The organism is Priestia sp. VA7, from assembly GCF_055710015.1.
Genome location: NZ_JBVQPN010000007.1, coordinates 50,793 through 68,269 on the forward strand (window position 1 = coordinate 50,793; position 17,477 = coordinate 68,269).

A 17,477-nucleotide genomic window follows, 5' to 3' on the forward strand; every position below is an offset into this window, starting at 1 on the left:
TTCTTCTATTTGTTTGCCCTTAGCTGGTTGTGTCTTAACCTCTCTTTTATGTTTAATAAGAAAACAACTTGCTGTAAGGCGAAAAGACTTGCTGAGTTAGAGGTGCAACAGCTGACACGCGCTGACGTGTAAACGGGTGTATAAAAGAAAGCTTAGTGGCATGTAAAGCTTGCTGCTGTTCTTTTAATCTCTTTCCTCCATAAAGAGTATCACCAAGTAATGGATAGCCGATGTGACTCATATGAACACGAATTTGGTGAGTGCGTCCGGTTTCGAGCGAAAGTTCAATAAGCGTTTCGTTTTTCGCCGTATTGCGTTTTAACACCCGATAACGTGTTTTGGCAGCTTGTCCCGTTCTAGATACTCTTCTTCTTGTAGCGTGATGACGATCGCGTCCAATGGGTTCATTGATGATTCCGTCCTCTTTTTTTATGATTCCTTGGACGATGGCAATATAAGTCCGATTAATTTTACGTTCAGCCAGCAGCTGATCAAACACAGAGCTTGCTACAAAATGCTTCGTGAATAAGATAGCACCTGATGTATCGCTGTCCAAACGGTGAACGTGTCTAGGCTTTGTTTTGAGGCCTATTTTTTGAAAATAAGCAGCTACAGCATTTAAAAGAGTTTTTTGGTCTTGTTCTGATGAAGGATGAGTATCTAGGTTGATTGGTTTGTTTACGATTAGTACGTGCTCATCTTCAAACAAAATCTCTATATCAATATTGTAAGGTGTTATTTCATTAGGCTCTGCTTCAAAAAAAGGAAGTGACATTTTATCATGTTCCTTAAGAGTGTTTCTCCATGGTAAAGGCTCGCCGTTTATAAGCACATTTTTCTTCATCCGGAACTGATGCAGCGTTTTTTTAGGAATACGCCATTTCGTTTTTAAATAATCTTCAATTGTTTGCCCTGCATCATTTTTTGCGATTTTATCTTCTAGCCATTGGCCGTGTATACTCATATTTAATCCCTTCCTTACATACTAGTAAATATCCTTTAATCTTTTAAAAGAACTTGTAAATAATTAGGAGGAAATAACTACCTGAAGTTCTCGTTTTATGTTTATGTTATGCTAAATAAAGAGACATAAGTTAAGAGAAAAAAGGGGGGGTAACCATGAAAATTGCCCAAGCAGCTCCGCCAGAAATGGAGAATTACATAGAAGAGTTGACTGAACAGCTTCGCTATGACTTGTTACCTCGGTATGTATCTGTAGATAAGCTTAATCCTGATGAATTATTGAACCCAGATTATTGTACAGACCATTTATATAATGGCTTACTCGATGAAGCATTGCAAGTCATTAGTAGCCTTCAGACAATAATTGCCGTGATTGAAGCGATCCAGCATCGGCCGATTGAAGAAAGCGACGGCGAGCAATTCAAAAAAAATATTGCAATTTTAAAAAAATACGGGTTCTTATTTCCTGTTTCCATTGAGTGTTTTGCAAAAGAAAACAATTTGATTACGTATTCGTATGAATCGTTTTATAATTCATACATAAATTGAAAAGAAAAAAGCATGATTATCCCATGCTTTTTTCTTTTTTTAATGAATTTTGGCTTTCAATTGGATAAAAAAAGAACTTGTGATATCGTTAAATTCGTATAAAGTTCTTAGAGAAACATGAAATCAAATACTATTGCTTTTCATATAACAAATAAATTGAAATAATACAGATGTATAACGTACTGTAAATTATGTAAATCATACTAAATAATGTTATGATTAGACAGGCCGTATAAAGAAGAGCATTTACCTTTCATAAGATTACAGAACGTTTCAATCTTATTACATATGTTTAAAATTAGCCTAAATGGTTTCTTTTTACGCCTATATCATATACAATGCCCCCTAGATGATTTTTTCGAATAGCTAATAATCGTTTGGGATTATGAAAGGAGATTAATCATGAAAAAACTGATGTATACATTGCTCATTGGGGTAATTGCTGCAGCTTTAACAGCATGCGGTTCAAACGATGATGCAAAGCAATCAAAAAGTGATGATCAGAAAACTGCACAAACTGAGAAGCAAAAAGAGGCTCAGGAAAAGCAGGAAAAGCAAGCAAAAGAAATGCAGAAGAAATTAGATAAACAAAAAGTAGATGAGAAGAAAACCGTAGCGGTTGTAAACGGTAAAAAAGTTTCTGGTGAAGAATATAATGCGGCATTATCTTCATCACAAGCCCAATATCAACAAATGGGACAAGACCCAACATCTAAAGAAGCAGCTAAACAAGTAAAGCAGCAAACAATTGACAATTTAGTAGGGCAAACGCTGCTATTGCAAGAAGCTGAAAACAAAGGCTATAAAGCAACTGATGAAGAAGTAAATAAAAAGTTAAAAGAAACGAAAAAGCAGTTCAAAACAGATAAACAGTTTAAAGCGGCTTTAAAAGATGCAGGACTAACTCAATCACAATTAAAGTCTGAGCTGGCTGACAGCATTAAATATCAGCAGTACGTAGATAAAGACATTCAAACACCAGAAGTAACAGATAAAGAAATTCAAGATTATTACGATCAATTTGCAAAACAAAGCCAAAGTCAAGCAAGCGGCGGTAAAGAACAATCTCAAATGCCAAAGCTTGAAGACGTAAAGCCACAAATTAAGCAGCAGCTTGAACAACAAAAGAAACAAGAAGCATTAGAGAAAAAAGTTGAAGAACTTAAGAAAAATGCAAAAGTTGAAGTGAAGCTTTAAATACAAATGAAACGGCCCTTTAAAGGGCCGTTTTTTTGTTATGTACATTTATTGCTTCTTGTCAGTAAAAAGGGGTGCGTGAAAGATTTTATTGTATTTTGACTTATAAGATAAAAAGTGTTCTGATGGTTTGCCTTTCATCCTATACTCTTCTTATATAGATATAAGAGAAATTGGGGGAGTCGATAAATGAAAAAGGTGGCTGTTTTTTTTGTTGGGCTTGTTTTTTTACTCGCGGGGATGGGTCTGACAGGCAATGCGTCTGCGGCGTCAAATCAACTTATTATTATTAACAAATCTACTAACACCCTTGCTTTTTATGATGGAGGAAAATTAGTCAGGACGTTCAAAGTTGCGACAGGGAGGCAGATGAGTTATACACCAGAGGGTACCTTTAGCATTGTGAATAAAATTAAAAACCGGCCTTATTATAAAGACAACATTCGGGGAGGAGATCCTAGGAATCCGCTAGGTGATCGCTGGCTAGGATTAAATGCGCGCGGAACATATGGAACGACGTATGCTATTCATGGAAATAATAATCCAAGTTCTATCGGGACTTACGCAAGTTCAGGGTGCATTCGTATGTATGATGAAGAGGTACGCTGGCTGTTTGACCGCGTTCAAACCGGTACAAAAGTGGTTATTGGTCAATTTCATTCTCAAAGTTTTGATTCAATCGCTGTTAAAAACAAATACAAAGTAAGCAGTGCTTCAGTCGCCCAGAATCTTTGTAAAACGAAAAAGCTCTCAAAAGGCCAAATTGGTTTTGTAACGATTCAATCACCGATGGTTTTGTTAAAAGAAGAAAAAGGAAAATGGGTAAAGATTCGTACGTTAAATCGCGGTGAACGATATAATGTATATAAAATAAATGGCATTAAAGTCTCTTTAGGACCAGGGTTTATTGAAAATTATCCCAATAAAAAAACATCCATAAAATTAGATATTTGCAAATAGAAAATGAGGCTGAGACAAAAGTATTTTAGCCTAAGTGAAAAACGAGCCATTGATCAAAATGTTTGATTCATGGTTCGTTTTTTTATTATGGTGAACGTAGGTTTCATCCGTTTTGTTCCTTCTAGCAGTTGCACGGAAATCAACAGCGGTGTCACAAGCTATTCATACGAGCTAATGCATCCATTTGTTCGTCTTTAGATTGTATTTATTTCTTTATGTCTCAACCTCATTTTTTGAATTTTTAATAATGTTTATTATAATAAAAAACAGGGAAACTAATTGCCTAATGAAGAGAGAGAAAGGGTTGTTTTAACGTATGTCTACAATAGATTTATCAAAATTTGAGAAAAAAATGATTATTCGTAACATCAAATCGGACGATATAGATGAAATTTTAGCACTTCAAAAGCTATCATTCCCGGGAATGGATCCGTGGAAAAAAGAACAGCTTGAAAGTCACCTGGCCATTTTTCCAGAAGGACAAATATGTGCAGAGTACGACGGGGAAATTATCGGATCTTGTTCAAGCTTGATTGTGAACTTTGATGAGTACGATGATCAGCATACGTGGGACGATATTACAGACGAAGGATACATTACAAATCATAACCCGGAAGGCTACAATCTGTATGGAATTGAAGTAATGGTTCATCCAAAGTATCGCGGCATGAAAATAGGACGCCGCTTGTATGAAGCGCGTAAAGATTTAGCTCGTGAATTGAACCTGAAAAGTATCATTATCGGAGGAAGAATTCCTAATTACCATAAGCATTCAGCTGAAATGTCGCCTAGAGAATATGTAGAGCAAGTTATTCATCATAAAATTTATGATCCAGTCCTATCTTTTCAGCTAATGAACGGATTTACGCTTATGCGTATAAACCCTGGTTATCTTCCTGATGATCTAGCTTCTAATAAGTATGCAACGCTGATGGAATGGAACAACGTAGATTACGTTCGCCGTTCAAAACGCCATTTTAAAACGTCATTCCCAGTGCGTATTTGTGTTGTTCAGTATATGATGAAACAGATCAATTCATTTGAAGAGTTTGCAACACAGGTAGAATATTATACAGATGTTGCTTATGATGCAAAAGCCGACTTCTGCGTATTCCCGGAAATTTTCACAACTCAGCTAATGTCTTTCTTGAATGAAAAGATTCCAAGCAAAGCGGTTCAGCGCGTAGCAGAATATACGGAAGAGTACATTGAGCTATTCACTAACTTAGCGGTTAAATATAACGTAAATATTATTGGAGGATCCCACTTCGTTGAAGAAGATAATGGAGATATTTTTAATATTGCCTATCTATTCCGCCGAGATGGAACAATTGAAAAGCAGTACAAAGTGCATATTACACCTAATGAAAGAAAATGGTGGGGAATTAGCCCAGGAGACAAAGTTGAAGTATTTGATACAGATTGCGGTAAAATTGCGATCCAAATTTGCTATGACATCGAATTTCCGGAGCTTGCCCGTATTGCTACCGATAAAGGTGCAAATATTATTTTTACACCATTCTGTACGGAAGACCGTCAAGGCTATCTGCGCGTAAGATACTGCTCTCAGGCGCGCGCAATCGAAAACCAAATTTATACGGTTATCGCAGGTACAGTTGGAAACCTGCCTGAAACAGAAAACATGGACATTCAGTACGCTCAGTCTGCTATTTTTGCACCTTCTGACTTTGAATTTGCACGAGACGGCATTGTAGGAGAATGTAATCCTAATATTGAAATGGTAGTTATTGGAGACGTAGATTTAGAAATTCTTCGCCGCCAGCGTCAATCAGGAACGGTTCGTCAATTAAAAGACCGACGCCATGACGTTTACAATATTAAATATAAAAAATAAAGCAGTTTCTAAAAACATCATGCAAATGCATGGTGTTTTTTATTTCAACTTTTGCCATAATAAAACTATTACAATGAATTTTGTGGACTAACCATGGAAAAGAGGGGAAAACATGAGTTTTCATGGACAATCGGTATTACCCGCTGTTCGAGATATGAAGCAATTGGAAAAATTTTTAGCAAGCAATTATGAGTACGGAGTTCTTTTAGACAATCAAGTGGGCATGCTAAAAGGAATTATGAAAGAGGTCCATAAGCATGAAAAGAAGCTAATTATTCATTTAGATTTAATTCATGGATTAAAGCACGATGAGTATGCGGTTGATTTTTTGTGTCAGGAGTTTAAGCCTGCAGGGATTATTTCGACAAGAACAAACGTCATTTTAAAAGCTAAACAAAGAGGGATTTATGCCATTCAACGGGTCTTTTTATTAGATAGCACGGCTTTGAAGAAAAGCTACGAGTTAATGAAGAAAGTAAAACCCGATTATATTGAGCTTCTTCCTGGAATAGTGCCCACTTTAATCCAAGAAGTCAAAGCTGAAACAGGCATTCCAGTGTTAGCTGGAGGTTTAATACGAACCGAAAAAGAAGTGCGAAATGCTTTAGGAGCCGGGGCTTCCGCTGTTACAACATCAAATAGAGAACTGTGGAGTATTTCAACTTAAAAAAATTGTTTGACAACGCTTTCATCATCTAGTAAACTTCTAGATAAGTTAATAGATGTGAGGGAGAATAGGAGATCCACGGTATAGCCTTTTAATGATTTTATTAGGGGGATGTATTGTGGATTTTCTTATTTTCTTGTTATTTTAATCGTTTTCATACAAAGGGGAGGTTATTTATATGCAAGCATTCTTAGGAGAAATAATTGGAACAATGATTTTAATTATCCTTGGCGCTGGTGTATGTGCGGGCGTCAATTTAAAAAAATCGTTTGCTGCTAATTCAGGATGGATCGTTATCACAATGGGATGGGGAATGGCAGTAGCAATGGCAGCATATGCGGTTGGTAATATGAGTGGGGCACACTTAAATCCAGCGTTAACCGTAGCGCTTGCTATTACAGGGGATTTTCCGTGGTCACAAGTACCAATGTACATTTTAGCTCAGTTTATTGGAGCCATTCTTGGTGCAACAGTTGTATATTTACACTATCTTCCACACTGGAAAGAAACAAAAGATGCTGGTACAAAATTAGGTGTATTCGCAACGGGGCCAGCAATTGCTAACCCATTTGCAAACGTTTTAAGTGAGGCAATTGGAACGTTTGTATTAGTAGTAGGAATCCTAGCAATTGGAGCAAATAAATTTACAGATGGATTAAATCCTTTAGTAGTAGGATTTTTAATTGTAAGTATCGGTTTATCATTAGGAGGAACAACAGGCTATGCCATCAACCCGGCTCGTGATTTAGGACCTCGTATTGCTCATGCTATCTTGCCGATACCTGGCAAAGGCAGCTCGAACTGGAAATATGCTTGGGTGCCAGTAGTGGGTCCTTTAGTAGGCGGATCAATCGGGGCAGTATTTTACCAAGCGGCATTTTTAAATAAAATGTCAAGCAGCTTATGGGTTGTTTTAAGTCTAGCCCTGATTGTTTTAGCAGTTATCTACGCTGTTTCTAAACAAAAGGCAGCACAGATTCAATCAGCAGTAGTACCGAAAAAATGAATGCGCTTTACCATCTAACTATGTACAATAAAGAAACGACACTATACAGAAAATAGGGGATATTGATATGGAAAAATTTATTTTATCTTTAGACCAAGGAACAACAAGCTCACGAGCAATGTTATTTAATAAAAAAGGTGAAGTTGTACATGTAGCTCAAAAAGAGTTTACACAGTACTTTCCAAAACCAGGTTGGGTAGAGCATAATGCCAGTGAAATTTGGGGTTCTATCCTAGCAGTTATCGCATCTTGTTTATCTGAGTCAGGTGTTCATGCGGATCAAATCGAAGGAATTGGGATTACCAATCAGCGTGAAACAGCAGTAGTATGGGAAAAAGCAACAGGGAAGCCGGTGTACAACGCAATTGTATGGCAGTCTAGACAAACGTCTGGTATTTGTGAAGAATTAAAAGCAAAAGGATTAAATGATACGTTCCGCGACAAAACGGGATTATTAATTGATGCATACTTCTCTGGAACAAAAGTGAAGTGGATTTTAGATAACGTAGAAGGTGCACGTGAAAAAGCAGAAAACGGTGAATTGTTATTCGGAACAATTGATACATGGTTAATTTGGAAGCTATCAGGCGGAAAGGCGCATGTAACGGATTACTCAAACGCATCCCGCACGCTTATGTTCAATATCTACGATTTAAAATGGGATGATGAACTGCTAGATATCTTAGGGGTACCGAAATCCATGCTTCCAGAAGTAAAGCCTTCTTCTGAAGTCTACGCTCATACAGTAGATTATCATTTCTTTGGTAAAAATATTCCAATTGCTGGAGCAGCAGGGGATCAGCAAGCCGCTTTATTTGGACAAGCGTGCTATGAAAAAGGAATGGCGAAAAACACGTATGGAACAGGCTGCTTTATGCTCATGAATACGGGTGAAAAAGCAGTTAAGTCCGATCACGGTTTGTTAACTACATTGGCATGGGGGATTAACGGCAAAGTAGAATATGCGCTTGAAGGCAGTATTTTTGTAGCAGGATCTGCTATTCAGTGGCTTCGCGACGGTTTAAGAATGTTTAAAAATGCGGCTGAAACTGAAAACTATGCAACGCGCGTAGAGTCTACAGACGGCGTATATATTGTGCCAGCTTTCGTAGGACTTGGAACGCCATATTGGGATAGCGATGTACGGGGGGCGATGTTTGGATTAACTCGCGGTACAAAAAAAGAACACTTTATTCGTGCAACGCTTGAATCATTAGCTTATCAAACAAGAGATGTATTAAGCGCGATGGAAGCGGACTCTGGAATTACATTAAAAACATTGCGTGTGGACGGAGGAGCAGTTAAGAATAATTTCTTAATGCAGTTCCAAAGTGATGTGTTAAACGTTCCGGTTGAGCGTCCTCAAGTGAATGAAACAACCGCTCTTGGGGCAGCATATTTAGCGGGTCTTGCGGTCGGCTACTGGAAAGATTGCGATGAAATTGCGCAGCAGTGGAATATGGAAAAATCTTTTGAACCAAATATGGAAGAAGAAAAGCGTGAAGAATTATATAGCGGCTGGAAAAAAGCTGTACATGCAACAATGGCTTTTAAATAATTATTTGATGAAAACCCTTTAATTAAAAGTGCATGTATGATATAATTTACTCAAGTTAATAAATTGGTTGGAGAATCGGAGAGACCACAGATCCATATGTAGGCATACTATATATGTGATTTGTGGTCTCTCTTTTTGTATATTGGGAAATTTTGATATCTTTAAAAAATGAAAGGGGAATGACGTATGTTTTCAAGTCAAACACGTTCGAATAAATTGGTAGACATGACACAAAATCAATATGATTTACTAGTAATTGGTGGGGGAATTACTGGGTCAGGTATTGCACTTGATGCGACTCATCGAGGCATGAAAACAGCATTAGTTGAAATGCAGGATTTCGCAGCAGGAACATCTAGTCGTTCAACGAAGCTTGTTCACGGCGGTCTACGCTATTTAAAACAGTTTGAAGTTAAAATGGTAGCCGAAGTTGGTAAAGAACGTGCCATCGTATATGAAAATGGTCCTCATGTAACGACTCCGGAGTGGATGCTGTTACCTTTCCATACGGGTGGAACATTCGGTAAATTCTCAACTTCAATTGGACTGCGCGTATATGATTTTTTAGCTGGTGTAAAACGCTCAGAGCGCCGCAAAATGTTTAGCGCAGAAGAAACTCTTAGCCGTGAGCCATTGGTGAAATCTAAAGATTTAAAAGGCGGCGGTTACTACGTTGAATATAAAACAGATGATGCACGTTTAACGATTGAAGTAGCTAAAGAAGCTGCAGCAAGAGGAGCAGACTTAGTCAATTACACAAAAGTGGAAAACTTCATCTACGATAAAGGAAAAGTAGTAGGGGCTGTTGTTCGTGATCAGCTTACGAATAAAGAATATAATATCTATGCGAAAAAAATCGTTAACGCTGCAGGTCCATGGGTGGACACGCTGCGTGAAAAAGATAATTCAAAAAAAGGCAAGCAGCTTCAATTAACAAAAGGGATTCACTTAGTTATTGATCAAGAGCGCTTTCCGTTAAAGCAAGCCATTTATTTTGATACACCTGATGGACGTATGGTATTTGCGATTCCGCGTGATGGAAAAACATACGTAGGCACAACGGACACGGTCTATAAAGAGGACGCTAGACATCCGCGTATGACTGTAAAAGACCGTCAATATGTTATTGATGCGATTAACTATATGTTCCCAACGGTTGATATTACAGTAGACGACGTAGAATCAAGCTGGGCGGGGGTTCGTCCACTTATTCACGAACAAGGAAAAGATCCTTCTGAAATCTCGCGTAAAGATGAAATCTGGACATCAGAATCAGGTTTAATTACAATCGCTGGAGGGAAATTAACTGGGTATCGTAAAATGGCTGAAATTGTCGTAAATCGTGTAGCTGAAGATTTTAAAGCAGAAGGAAGCGAATTTGAAAGCTGTCAAACTAAACATTTACCGATTTCTGGAGGTAATGTAGGCGGTTCAGGTGGGTTCCCAACGTTTGTAGAGCAAAAAGTCAAAGAAGGCATCAAACTAGGGTTATCACGTGACGCTGCTGAAAAGCTTGTAAAACGCTATGGCTCAAACGTAGATAAAGTATACCGCTACATGATTGAACGTCCTGATCAGCTAAAAAACAGCGACCTTCCAGCTAGTGTATTTTTGCAAATTCAATATGGCATAGAAGAAGAAATGGTTTCAAAACCAGTGGACTTCTTCATTAGACGTACGGGCGCTTTATTCTTTGATATCAACTGGGTAAGAAGCTGGAAAAAACAAGTGATTGCTCATATGGCCGAAGAGTTAAAGTGGACGCCTGAGCAAACAAAAGCTTATACGGATGAATTAGAACAGCACCTTCATGACGCAGTTGTACCAGTAGATGAAAAAGTTAACCGTATGACAGGTATTTCATGATAAAATAAAAAAGTACCTCAAAATTTGTCAATACAGCCATAATATAATAGCAGGAAGTCAAATTTTGACGAAGAAATATAATATGACTGTTAAAAAAAGAGAAAGACGATTACTCGTTTTTCTCTTTTCATACATATTTACATCTATATAAGGGGGCTTTTTTTATGAGTTGGAAAGAAACGTATACATCTTGGATTAATTATCAAAATTTAGATCCTGAATTACGTCAAAATTTAGACGCAATCAAAGGTGATGAAAAACAATTAGAAGATAGTTTTTACAAAACGTTGGAGTTTGGAACAGGCGGAATGCGTGGGGAAATTGGAGCGGGTACAAACCGTATGAATACGTATACAATCCGAAAAGCTTCCGAGGGCTTTGCTGAGTACATTAAACAAGCTGGCGAAGAAGCTATTAACCAAGGAGTAGTCATTGCGTATGATTCTCGCCACAAATCGCCTGAATTTGCAATGGAAGCAGCAAAAACATTAGCAAGTCACGGAATTAAAACGTATGTATTTGAAGAGCTAAGACCAACACCTGAACTTTCATTTGCAGTGCGTGAGTTAAACGCATTTGGAGGTATTGTTATTACAGCGAGCCACAATCCTCCTGAATATAACGGATACAAAGTATATGGCCCAGACGGTGGTCAGCTGCCGCCAAAAGAAGCTGATGAACTAGTTGGCTTTGTAAATGCTGTGGAAAATGAACTTACATTAGCTGTTCAATCTGAAGCGGAGCTAAAAGAAAAAGGTCTTATTGAAATGATTGGTTCAGCGATTGACGAAGCATACAATGAGAAACTAAAAACGATTTTAATTAATCCAGAGTTAGCTTCTGAAACAGGTAAAGATTTAAAAGTGGTTTTTACACCTCTACATGGTACAGCTAATAAGCCAGTTCGCAACGCGCTTCAATCCATCGGTTACGAAAATGTCACGGTGATTGAAGAACAAGAACTTCCTGATCCAAATTTCTCGACGGTTAAATCTCCGAATCCTGAAGAACCGGCTGCATTTGAATATGCTGTTCGTAAAGGTAAAGAAATTGATGCAGATATCTTAATCGCAACGGATCCAGATGCAGACCGCTTAGGAATTGCTGTCAAAGATCCAAGCGGCGAATATGCGTTATTAACAGGAAACCAAACGGGTGCTTTATTGCTTCACTATTTGCTTTCTCAAAAGAAAGAAAAAGGCGTGCTGCCTGCTAATGGTGTTGTGTTAAAAACGATTGTAACGTCAGAAATTGGCGCACAAATTGCTCGTTCATTTGGACTGCAAGTTGTTGACACTCTAACAGGTTTTAAATTTATCGGTGAAAAAATTAAGCAATATGAGCAAACGGGCGAGTATACATTCCAATTCGGTTATGAAGAAAGCTACGGCTATTTAATTGGTGACTTTGCTCGTGACAAAGACGCTGTACAAGCAGCCATTCTAGCAGTAGAAGCTTGTGCTTATTATAAAAAGCAGGGCATGACGCTATATGAAGCGCTACAGCAAGTGTTTACTAAATATGGTTTCTATCGTGAAGGTCTGAAATCTTTAACGCTTAAAGGAAAAGAAGGATCTGAGCAAATTCAGCATATTTTGGCTACATTTAGAAATGAACCTCCTACTGACATTGCAGGATTAAATGTTTCGGTTGTAGAGGATTATACATTAAGTGAGCGTCAGCATATTAAAGCAGGAAAAGTAGAAGAAATTACATTACCAAAATCAAATGTATTAAAATATATCTTAGAAGACGGTTCTTGGTTTTGCCTTCGTCCGTCTGGTACAGAGCCAAAGGTGAAGTTCTATTTTGGCGTCGTTTCAGAAGATGAGGCAACAAGCATTGCTCATTTAGAAGCTGTACAAACAGCTGTAATGGGTGAAGTAGAACGTGTATTAGATAAAGTGAAAACGGTATAAAAGTAAAGCCTGCTCAAAATTGAGCAGGCTTCTTTTATGATACTTTATTTGATTGCGTATTTGACAAATACGAAGAAGATCGTAGGGCTTTATAAATTTTCGGAGCAAGCATAGCCCCAAGAACAGTAAAAATAAGATCCTTTACCGCAAACCACGACATAATCTTCCAAGCGGCTGCATATGTCATTGCAGGAGCTTCAAGCCAGTAATTAACCGCTACATACATATACGTAGTACCTATTAAATAAATAACGGCAATACCAACTAGTGATGAAATTAAAAAGATAGAAAAAGTTGGCTTGCCGCGCATCTCCATAATTCTTCCTGTGATAAATGCTGCTATGATATAAGAAAGCAAAAAGCCGCCGGTGCTTCCAAATAAAATACCAATTCCTGCTTTAAATTGAGCAAATACCGGGGCGCCGGCAATGCCAATTAATACGTATACAATCATCGAAATAGAACCCATTCTGCTCCCAAGTAAAAGTCCTGCTAATATAACAAAAAAAGGCTGAAGTGAAAGAGGCACGCCGCCTACTTGTAAAAAAGGTGCCCAAGAAGTAATGTTTGCACCAATAGCCATAAGAGCCGCAAACATACCGGCTAGCGTTAAATCTAATGTGCGAAACCTTTTATTAGTACTCATATATGTTCCTCCCAGTATGTACTGAAATATCTTAGCGTATGTACTGAAATATCTTAGCGTATGTACTGAAAATTGTACGTCGAATTCACTTTTATGTCAACGATAAAAATAAATATGTTTACATATATCATTTGATGTTTTTTGAAATAAAGTATGCATATTTTTAGTGCAACATAAAAAAATAAAGAAGGGAATTCATCCCTTCTTTGTCCAAGTGTGTGTATCAAAAATACTAGTACAATGATTCTTCCAGAAGCTCCGGGTTGTGCTCCGAATATTCCGTTGCATGATCAATGTAGCGTAGTAAAGAATAAAGCTCTTCTTGAATGATGCGGTAGTTTCGTTCAAAATTGTAGGCGTGCAAAAAATGTTCAATCTTTTTTGAAAGAAAATCGTCGTCTGTTCGAACCATTAAAATTAATAAGTTATCCCATTGTGAACGGTGTGTGTAATATAAAGCTCGATCATAATCAATTACATCCATTAATAACGTTCCTCCTTTTGAGGAGTTGAAATTAGTGTATGATATTTGCGGGAATTCTTACGCTGTAAATGTTGGGCAAAAGACCAGTGCATAATTAAAAGAGGTTGTAGTCATTATGCAAGAAGAATAAACGTACAGGACCGGATAAATGATAAGAAAGGCAAAGAATGATGCAGTATAACAGTTATATTACATCCATTATTTAAGACAACTAAATAAAAATCCCCTTTTCTTGAAAAAATAAAGCTTCTTTTTGATGAAAACACATGAATTGACATGTTTGTACATAGATTGAAGTAAGGAGTGAAAGGGGGAGCTGTCGTGAAAGAAGCAGATTATAAGCAATTATACCGTGCGATTGATGAAATTACGGAAATAGCTAGCGGTTTCGGCTTAGATTTTTATCCGATGCGCTATGAAATTTGCCCGGCAGATATTATTTATACGTTTGGTGCATATGGGATGCCAACTCGTTTTTCACATTGGAGCTTTGGAAAACAATTTTACAAAATGAAATTACACTACGATCTTGGATTGAGTAAAATTTATGAATTAGTTATCAATTCAGATCCTTGTTATGCATTTTTATTGGATTCCAATGCGCTTATTCAGAATAAATTAATTGTAGCTCACGTGTTAGCCCACTGTGACTTCTTTAAAAATAACAGCCGTTTTGCCAACACTAAACGGGATATGGTAGAAAGTATGGCAGCGACCGCTGATCGAATTAAAGAATACGAAGTAAAGCACGGTAAGCGTGAAGTAGAAAAATTTTTGGATGCTGTTCTATCGATTCAGGAACATATTGATCCGTCCCTTATGCGTGCCAAGCTTTCTTGGAGCATAGATGATGTAGAATCATCGGAAGAAGAAATCATTTCTCCTTACGATGATTTATGGAATTTGGATTATAAAGAAAAGAAAAAACCAAAACCTCCAAAGTCTTTTAAAAAATTTCCGCCTCAGCCTGAAAAAGACATCTTATTATTTATCGAAGAATACAGCCCTTATTTAGAGGATTGGCAGCGAGATATTTTAACGATGATGCGAGAAGAAATGCTTTATTTCTGGCCGCAGCTTGAAACAAAAATTATGAATGAAGGCTGGGCTTCTTTCTGGCATCAGCGCATTATTCGAGAAATGGACTTAACGAGTGATGAAGCGATAGAATTCGCCAAGCTAAATGCAGGGGTTGTGCAGCCGTCTAAGACGGGAATCAATCCATATTATTTAGGTTTAAAAATCTTTGAAGACATTGAAGAACGCTACAATAATCCAACAGAAGATATGATTCGCCGGGGCGTGGAGCCGGGTTCAGGAAGAGAGAAGATGTTTGAGGTACGTGAGGTTGAATCAGATATTTCCTTTATTCGCAATTACTTAACAAAAGATTTAGTCATGCGGGAGGATATGTACTTATTCCAAAAACAAGGAAAAGACTATAAAATCGTCGACAAAGAGTGGACAGAAGTTAGAGATCAGCTTGTTAATATGCGCGTAAACGGCGGATTTCCTTATATCACAGTAACCAATGGAGACTATTTAAAAAATGGCGAGCTCTATTTAAAACACTGGTATGAAGGAATTGAATTAGATGTCAAATACTTAGAAAAAGTGGTACCGTACGTTCATCAGCTTTGGGGCCGCCCCGTTCATTTAGAAACGATAATGGAAGGCAAGCCAATCGCCTTTACGTATGATGGAAAAACAGTGCATAGAAAACATTTGTAAAAAGAAGACCGCTTAAACAGCGGTCTTTTTGGGCTTCTGTAACTTATCCATATAAATTGAAAAAATAAAATTACTATGCAATAATCGAATGAGAATTACTTTCATTTAGAAAGGAAGATAAGATGTTTGTTGTAAACGCAACTTTTGAAACAGAAAAGAAATTTGAAGAACAGCTCAAGCAAAAAGCTAAGAAAAACAAAATAGAAATTGAGGCAGCCAAAGGAAATTTATCGTTCGAATGCTGGAAAAAAGATTCCGCAGATAAAGTTGAATATGTCTTTGTATCCAAGTGGGAAGACAAGCAGTTCTTTCAAGCGTGGATCTCAAGAGAAGAACATGTGAACGAACATAAAGAAGCGAATAAAAAGAAAACGAAAGCATGTACTGAAGCTATGGAAATCAAGAAAACGCTGCGCTTTTATGAGGCGGTAGAAGAGGACATTCTTTCCTAAAAAAGCATGCTTGACTTTCATAAATGTTGTAACTATAATGATTACAACAAAATAGGAGTGAGAGCAATGAAAATTAGCAGTCGATTCACCGTGGCCGTTCACATACTATCTTTAATTAAAGTAGATAGCAGTCATCCTAGTACTTCAGAGTGGATTGCTAGCAGTGTAAATACAAATCCTGTTGTTATAAGACGAGTAATTGGGATGTTAAAGAAAGCTGGACTCGTGGGTGTAAAAGCCGGAGCTGGCGGAGCTTATCTATTGAAAGATCTAGAGGAGATAACGTTGTTAGACGTTTATCGAGCGGTGGCGGCAGTGGAAGAAGGAGAATTGTTTCAAATGCATGAAAATCCGAATGTGGAGTGTCCTGTAGGAGCCAATATTCAAAGTGTCCTTGAATTGATTTTAAAACGTTCTCAAGATGCCATGGAACAAGTCTTAGCTGATGTGACCATGAAAGAATTAGTGACGGATTTAATAGTAAAAATAGATGCATAATAACATGCTTCTGTTCGTAAAAAAACGGAGAAACCTAGGTTTCTCCGTTTTTTTATAGCTTCACAATTGTTCGTCCCCGAGCTTGTTCTTTTAATAAAGTCGGAAGTACCTCAGGGAGCTGTTGTAGTGAAATTTCCTGCTGAATGAAAGGTTCGAAGCTTTCAGGCTTAAAGTCATTAGCGAGTCTATTCCAAATCTCTTTTCGAGTAGGCATTGGACAGTAAACAGAATCGATACCTAATAAATTAATCCCTCTTAAAATGAAGGGAAAGACGGTTGTTGGCACTTTGCCTCCAGCTGTTAGCCCGCTGACAGCTACAGAGCCTCCGTACTGAATTTGACTGAGAACAGAAGCTAGAGGCTCTCCGCCTACAGGATCCACCGCAGCGGCCCATTTTTGCTTGCCTAATGCTTTTAATTTGCCGTTAAAAACGTCTTCACGCGCTACAATAGAGGAAGCGCCAAGCTTTTTCAAATAAGCTGCTTCCGAGCTTTTTCCCGTACTTGCTTCCACTGTGTAGCCTAATTTTGAAAGAATGGCAACCGCAAAGCTTCCTACACCTCCCGTAGCGCCTGTTACAAGCACAGAGCCATTAGATGGACTAGTATGGTTTTCCTCTAAGCGATGCACAGATAAAGCAGCTGTAAAGCCAGCTGTTCCGATAATCATTGCTTCTTTTAACGTTAAATTTTCAGGGAGAGGGACAATCCATTCGCTGAGTATGCGCGCATACTCACTATAGCCTCCAAAGTGTGATACGCCAATGTCATAGCTTGTTGCGATGACATGATCACCTTCTTTAAAATCAGGGCTGTCAGAAGATACAACGACGCCTGCTAGGTCGATTCCTGGGACAAATGGGTAGCTTGTCACAATATTGCCGTTTGCGATGCTGGCTAAGCTATCTTTATAATTCACTCCTGAATAATGAACGCGAATAAGTACATCGCCTTCTGGCAAATCGTTTAGCGTCAGTTTTTGGACGGACGCCTCCACTTGGTCTTCACTTTTTTTATCTACTATTAATGCTGAAAATGATTGCTCCATTTTATTTCTCCTTTCTATACTGGGATGTATACATCTATACATAGATTACCTTATTTCTATACCCATTATAGAAAATAG

16 protein-coding genes are annotated in these 17,477 nt (G+C 37.9%); 12 read left to right on the top strand and 4 right to left on the bottom strand.

Annotated features, from left to right (window positions below; translation table 11 throughout):
• Positions 1-52: 52 nt before the first annotated feature.
• Complete coding sequence (locus tag AC0C45_RS25070; RefSeq protein WP_047931539.1) at positions 53-964, bottom strand: RluA family pseudouridine synthase; 912 nt, start codon at positions 962-964, stop codon at positions 53-55.
• Between the two features lie 155 nt (positions 965-1,119).
• On the opposite strand from AC0C45_RS25070, the gene AC0C45_RS25075 reads away from it, so the two are divergent.
• The 9 genes from AC0C45_RS25075 to AC0C45_RS25115 all read left to right on the top strand — a co-directional run bounded on the left by AC0C45_RS25075 (position 1,120) and on the right by AC0C45_RS25115 (position 12,540).
• On the top strand, positions 1,120-1,512 hold the full coding sequence (locus AC0C45_RS25075; protein ID WP_047931540.1) for a DUF5365 family protein: 393 nt from the start codon (positions 1,120-1,122) through the stop codon (positions 1,510-1,512).
• Positions 1,513-1,914: 402 nt separating this feature from the next.
• Positions 1,915-2,709: a SurA N-terminal domain-containing protein gene (locus AC0C45_RS25080; RefSeq protein WP_034654560.1), complete on the top strand. Its 795-nt coding sequence runs from the start codon at positions 1,915-1,917 to the stop codon at positions 2,707-2,709.
• Positions 2,710-2,898: 189 nt separating this feature from the next.
• The gene (locus AC0C45_RS25085) at positions 2,899-3,669 is read left to right on the top strand and encodes a L,D-transpeptidase (protein WP_016762940.1); all 771 of its coding nucleotides are present in this window, start codon (positions 2,899-2,901) and stop codon (positions 3,667-3,669) included.
• Between the two features lie 316 nt (positions 3,670-3,985).
• Complete coding sequence (locus AC0C45_RS25090; RefSeq protein ID WP_016762941.1) at positions 3,986-5,524, top strand: carbon-nitrogen hydrolase family protein; 1,539 nt, start codon at positions 3,986-3,988, stop codon at positions 5,522-5,524.
• Between the two features lie 112 nt (positions 5,525-5,636).
• On the top strand, positions 5,637-6,191 hold the full coding sequence (locus tag AC0C45_RS25095; protein ID WP_025752996.1) for a glycerol-3-phosphate responsive antiterminator: 555 nt from the start codon (positions 5,637-5,639) through the stop codon (positions 6,189-6,191).
• Between the two features lie 178 nt (positions 6,192-6,369).
• Positions 6,370-7,197 (top strand): MIP/aquaporin family protein, encoded by an 828-nt coding sequence (locus tag AC0C45_RS25100; protein ID WP_013055262.1) that lies wholly within the window; start codon positions 6,370-6,372, stop codon positions 7,195-7,197.
• 67 nt (positions 7,198-7,264) lie between these two features.
• Positions 7,265-8,755: a glycerol kinase GlpK gene (glpK, locus tag AC0C45_RS25105; RefSeq protein WP_034654548.1), complete on the top strand. Its 1,491-nt coding sequence runs from the start codon at positions 7,265-7,267 to the stop codon at positions 8,753-8,755.
• A gap of 186 nt (positions 8,756-8,941) precedes the next feature.
• The gene (locus tag AC0C45_RS25110) at positions 8,942-10,621 is read left to right on the top strand and encodes a glycerol-3-phosphate dehydrogenase/oxidase (RefSeq protein ID WP_047931541.1); all 1,680 of its coding nucleotides are present in this window, start codon (positions 8,942-8,944) and stop codon (positions 10,619-10,621) included.
• A gap of 164 nt (positions 10,622-10,785) precedes the next feature.
• Positions 10,786-12,540 carry a phospho-sugar mutase gene (locus AC0C45_RS25115; RefSeq protein ID WP_095380399.1) on the top strand — a complete coding sequence of 585 codons (1,755 nt, stop codon included), beginning with the start codon at positions 10,786-10,788 and terminating at the stop codon, positions 12,538-12,540.
• Positions 12,541-12,574: 34 nt separating this feature from the next.
• Here the strand turns inward: AC0C45_RS25115 and AC0C45_RS25120 are convergent, their stop codons facing one another.
• Both AC0C45_RS25120 and AC0C45_RS25125 read right to left on the bottom strand, forming a co-directional pair.
• A complete protein-coding gene (locus AC0C45_RS25120) occupies positions 12,575-13,186 on the bottom strand; it encodes a biotin transporter BioY (protein ID WP_237893402.1) in 612 nt (203 codons plus the stop codon).
• Positions 13,187-13,418: 232 nt separating this feature from the next.
• Positions 13,419-13,670, bottom strand: coding sequence for a YhdB family protein (locus AC0C45_RS25125; protein ID WP_013055267.1), 252 nt, complete (start codon positions 13,668-13,670; stop codon positions 13,419-13,421).
• Positions 13,671-13,991: 321 nt separating this feature from the next.
• Between AC0C45_RS25125 and AC0C45_RS25130 the strand changes: the two genes are divergently transcribed.
• The 3 genes from AC0C45_RS25130 (at position 13,992) to AC0C45_RS25140 (ending at position 16,351) form a co-directional block, all read left to right on the top strand.
• The gene (locus tag AC0C45_RS25130) at positions 13,992-15,401 is read left to right on the top strand and encodes a SpoVR family protein (protein ID WP_013081640.1); all 1,410 of its coding nucleotides are present in this window, start codon (positions 13,992-13,994) and stop codon (positions 15,399-15,401) included.
• A gap of 122 nt (positions 15,402-15,523) precedes the next feature.
• A complete protein-coding gene (locus AC0C45_RS25135) occupies positions 15,524-15,853 on the top strand; it encodes an antibiotic biosynthesis monooxygenase family protein (RefSeq protein ID WP_034654541.1) in 330 nt (109 codons plus the stop codon).
• A 66-nt stretch (positions 15,854-15,919) separates the two neighbouring features.
• The gene (locus AC0C45_RS25140) at positions 15,920-16,351 is read left to right on the top strand and encodes an Rrf2 family transcriptional regulator (RefSeq protein WP_047931544.1); all 432 of its coding nucleotides are present in this window, start codon (positions 15,920-15,922) and stop codon (positions 16,349-16,351) included.
• A gap of 52 nt (positions 16,352-16,403) precedes the next feature.
• Here AC0C45_RS25140 and AC0C45_RS25145 read toward each other — a convergent pair whose 3' ends face one another.
• A complete protein-coding gene (locus AC0C45_RS25145; protein ID WP_221786805.1) occupies positions 16,404-17,399 on the bottom strand; it encodes an NADPH:quinone oxidoreductase family protein in 996 nt (331 codons plus the stop codon).
• Positions 17,400-17,477: the final 78 nt, after the last annotated feature.